Origin of the sequence: Sphingobium cupriresistens (genome assembly GCF_004152865.1) — a bacterium.
Taxonomy (GTDB): Bacteria; Pseudomonadota; Alphaproteobacteria; order Sphingomonadales; family Sphingomonadaceae; genus Sphingobium; species Sphingobium cupriresistens.
Genome location: NZ_SEOO01000089.1, coordinates 1 through 3,926, shown reverse-complemented (window position 1 = coordinate 3,926; position 3,926 = coordinate 1). Strand labels below are relative to the sequence as shown.

Annotated in this window: 4 protein-coding genes and 1 pseudogene; 3 read left to right on the top strand and 2 right to left on the bottom strand. The window is 60.1% G+C overall.

All coding sequences use genetic code 11. The features are described 5' to 3' along the window. The 3 genes and pseudogenes from EWH12_RS21565 to EWH12_RS21555 all read left to right on the top strand — a co-directional run. Window positions 1-288 (top strand): hypothetical protein (locus tag EWH12_RS21565; RefSeq protein ID WP_242496172.1); only part of this gene is annotated, 288 nt, incomplete at its 5' end. Between the two features lie 564 nt (window positions 289-852). After that, entirely contained in the window at window positions 853-2,049 is a 1,197-nt protein-coding gene (locus EWH12_RS21560; protein WP_129927783.1) for an IS256 family transposase, read from the top strand. Window positions 2,050-2,214: 165 nt separating this feature from the next. Beyond that, window positions 2,215-3,040 (top strand): annotated as a pseudogene (locus tag EWH12_RS21555) (IS5 family transposase); the annotation flags it as partial. Here EWH12_RS21555 and EWH12_RS23025 read toward each other — a convergent pair. Both EWH12_RS23025 and EWH12_RS21550 read right to left on the bottom strand, forming a co-directional pair. After that, window positions 2,933-3,166 (bottom strand): hypothetical protein, encoded by a 234-nt coding sequence (locus tag EWH12_RS23025; protein WP_422917752.1) that lies wholly within the window; start codon window positions 3,164-3,166, stop codon window positions 2,933-2,935. The pseudogene EWH12_RS21555 and the gene EWH12_RS23025 sit on opposite strands and share 108 nt — an antisense overlap. Continuing rightward, on the bottom strand, window positions 3,167-3,412 hold the full coding sequence (locus tag EWH12_RS21550; protein WP_129927782.1) for a type II toxin-antitoxin system prevent-host-death family antitoxin: 246 nt from the start codon (window positions 3,410-3,412) through the stop codon (window positions 3,167-3,169). It lies immediately after the preceding gene. Window positions 3,413-3,926 lie beyond the last annotated feature (514 nt).

Genomic DNA, 3,926 nt, shown 5'->3' with positions numbered 1-3,926 from the left:
GTCACTTCCTTGCTCACCCTCGACTATGTCGCCAAGATACTCGACGAGAACGTGGAGTTGCTGGAAGCCATCGTTTCAAACGACGACAACCTCACCTACGGCGCCATCGTCAGCGTCCACACCGGTCCGGACGAGTCCATCACCGCGCTGACGGGTCACGGCGTGGAAGAACTGACGGACATGCTTAGCCAAGCACGTCTCACGACCAAGGCCTGGCACCAATTCCTCGATGACTTTATCGACGATCCCGAGCTCGCCGCGCGCTTCAAGGCCCATAAGCCGCGGTAACAATCGGACGGTTACGTAGCAGACGTTGCCGCAACTGAATGACTGACCGGCTGACGCCGGCAGGATCATGGCGCGGGGCGGAAGCTGTTTTGTGGCCAGTGGCTTGCGCGGCCTGTCGCGAAGTTCCGTTGGTCATCACGCAGGAAAAAGCGCTGGCGGCCATTCCGGCAGCGCTTTGCAGAATATGTTGGTTGCGGGAGGGCGATCTAACAGAGACCGACAAAACAGTGAAAAATCTGGTTTGTCGGTATCGATGGTTGCGGGGGCTCGCAACCACCGATACCGACAAACTCTAATGGTCGGAATTTGAAACAGCCCTTCGCCTTGGTTTCGAGGTTGTCAAGGTTGACGTCGCGGATTGCCGTCGGGAGCCGCGGAAATTAGGCGCTGTAATTCGACGCATCTGAGCCGTTCAAATGTGGCTATCTCGTCGTAACGCTGCCTCGACAGAAAAAGAACCGGTCGTGTCCCGCGGGGTGGTGTAGGAAGGTTTCCCTGAGAGGGTGGCCACCGTCGATCTTCTGGTAGGGTTCGGATGCGAACTCGAACCTGGAGAAGAAGACGATGACCGACGACAGAATGGCCCTTGTCGAGCTGATTGAGCAAGGGGCTGATAGCGATTTGGTGCGTGAGATGCTGGCTTTCGCCGCGGAGCGCATGATGGATCTGGAGATCGAGGCGAAGACGGGCGTGCCTTGCGGATCACGCAGCCCGGAGCGGCTGAACCACCGCAACGGCTACCGCGAGCGCAGTTGGGATACGCGAGCTGGCCGGATTGATCTGGCAATCCCGAAGCTGCGCAAAGGCAGTTACTTCCCGAGCTTCTTGGAGCCACGCCGCACCGCCGAGAAGGCCTTGGCGGCAGTGATCCAGGAAGCCTACGTCCACGGCGTTTCGACCCGTTCGGTCGACGATCTGGTCAAGGCTATGGGCGCCAGCGGTGTATCAAAGAGCCAGGTCAGCCGTTTGGTTGCCGAGATAGACGAGCGGGTGAATGCCTTCCTTACGCGGCCCATTGAAGGTGAGTGGCCCTATCTATGGATCGATGCCACCTACCTCAAAGAGCGCGAGGGCGGACGGATTGTCTCGACGGCGGCGATAATCGCGGTGGGCGTCAACACCGATGGCCGGCGCGAGGTTCTGGGCGTAGCCACCGGCCCCTCGGAGGCCGAGCCCTTCTGGAAAGCCTTCCTGCGCTCGCTGGCGGATCGCGGCCTGCGTGGTGTGAAGCTGGTCATCTCCGACGATCACAAAGGGCTGCGTGCTGCCGCCAGTAGGGTATTTTCCGCGACCCAGCAGCGCTGCCGGGTGCACTGGATGCGCAACGCGTTTGCCCATGCCGCTCCTAAACAACGGCCCGCCGTCATTGCCATGATCAAGACGATCTTCGCGCAAGAAACGGCCGAGGCGGCGCACCAGCAATGGGAGCAGGTTGCCGATGCCCTGCGCGAGAAGTTTCCAAAGCTGGCCGACATGATGGATGCATCACGCGAAGACGTGCTCGCCTACATGGCCTTCCCCAAGGATCATTGGGCGCAGATCGCGTCCACCAACCCGCTGGAAAGAGTCAACAAGGAGATCAAGCGAAGGGCCGACGTGATCGGCATATTCCCGAATGACGCTGCCGTCGTTCGTCTCGTCGGAGCGCTCATGCTGGAGCAGAACGATGAGTGGGCGGTATCGCGCCGCTACATGACACTGGAAACTCTCGGCTCGGTGAGCCATAACCCTATTGTCAGCTTGCCAGCACTGGCCGCCTGACCTGAACCTGATCCTGCCGTAGATCGACGGTTCCTACACCACCCCGCGGGACACGACCAAAGAACCTGGGCCAATATTGCGTATCCATTTTGGATGCCCCAGAGGCTTTGTTGCGCAAATGCCCAAGGGATTCCGTTGGTGAATCCAGTTGGTTAGGAGGCGGCGATGAGCAGACCGCCCCGCGCCCGTTACCGCACGACGAACTGGAAGTCCTACAACGCAGCGCTGGCGCAAAGAGGCTCGCTTCAGGTCTGGTTTGATCCCGCGATGCAGTGGCTGTCCACTCCGACCGGCAAGCGCGGGCGGCAGCCTGTTTTCTCGGATGCGGCGATCCAGGCCTGGCTGACGCTGAAGGGAGTGTTCAAGCTTCCCTTGCGCCAGACCACCGGCATGGTCGCCAGCCTTCTCAAGATGGCAGGGCTCGATTGGCCGGTGCCGGATTTCAGCACTTTGAGCCGGAGGCAGAAGACCCTGCTTGTCGAGATCCCCTGCCACCCCCGGGCAGGGCCGCTGCATCTGTTGATCGACAGCACGGGCATCAAGGCCGTTGGAGACGGGGAATGGTGCAGGCGCAAACATGGCCCGTCCAAACGTCGCCAGTGGCGAAAGGTCCACTTGGGCGTGGACGCCGGATCGTTTGAAATCCGTGCCATCGAAGTGACCGGAAGCCGGGTTGGCGATGCGCCCATGCTGCCCGAACTGCTGGAGCAGATCCCGCACAATCAAGCCATCGCGACCGTCAGCGCCGATGGCGCCTTTGACACAAGGGCCTGTCACGAAGCCATTGCCGCGCGCGATGCCTGCCATCATCCCCGCCCGCAGCAATGCAAAAGCCTGGCCCGGGAGCACACCGGGCGTTGCCGCCCGCAATGAAATCGTTCGCTCAAGCCGGCGGTTCGGGCGGCCAATCTGGAAGCGATGGAGCGGATATCACCAGCGCAGTCTGGTCGAGACGAAAATGCATTGTTTCAAGCTGCTGGGGGAACGCATCATGGCTCGAGACTTCGATCGCCAGGTCGCTGAAATCCAAATCCGTGCGGCCATCCTCAACCGCTTCACCGCGCTCGGAAAGCCTCAGACTCAGCGTGTCGCGTAACTGAATGCCTTCAAAGGCCAACTACTGCCTTGGGCCCGATTTGCGCAACAAAGCCGTCTCGCTGGTCAACACCCGGCGATTGGCGTGCAACGCTTCAAGCGCAGCTGCAGCACGATCGAGGTAGTCGATGCTGACCACGGCCGCATAACGCCGCCTGTTCTTCGTCAGCACGACTGGCCCATGCTGGCTTTGATCGACAACGGTTCCGGGATGGTTATGAAAATCGGTAAGAGCAACGGATGCGAAGCTCTCGGCATTGGTGGCCATGATAATCTCCGTCGAAGCCTTCCAACCAATATAGCCAGAATGGCCAGAATAGCAATGCTGCCCAAAGGTCGTCCCGCAACATGAGCGGCATGTCGCGGCCTTTGCAGCGCGACTTGCCCTTCGCCAATGTCGCAATGGAAATCGTTCCATGACGTGCTGGGTGAGCCGTTTCGTTAAAGTCTGCAAACGGTCGCCTAATGGTAGACCTCAAATAAGTTGCGGCCAAATCTGCCGGTAAGGCGCCCGAAAGCGGCGGGCTAAACGCGACCCGCCCGTCGCCGGCGACTTATTTCAGGCGAGCAGCAAGCCTGCCGCGATCAGAGTCACACCCGCCAGACGCAAGCTCCATTTTCCCGAAGGGGTCAGGCCAAAGTTGCCCATGATCGTCGTAACCGTCCGATTGTTACCGCGGCTTATGGGCCTTGAAGCGCGCGGCGAGCTCGGGATCGTTGATAAAGTCATCGAGGAATTGGTGCCAGGCCTTGGTCGTGAGACGTGCTTGGCTAAGCATGTC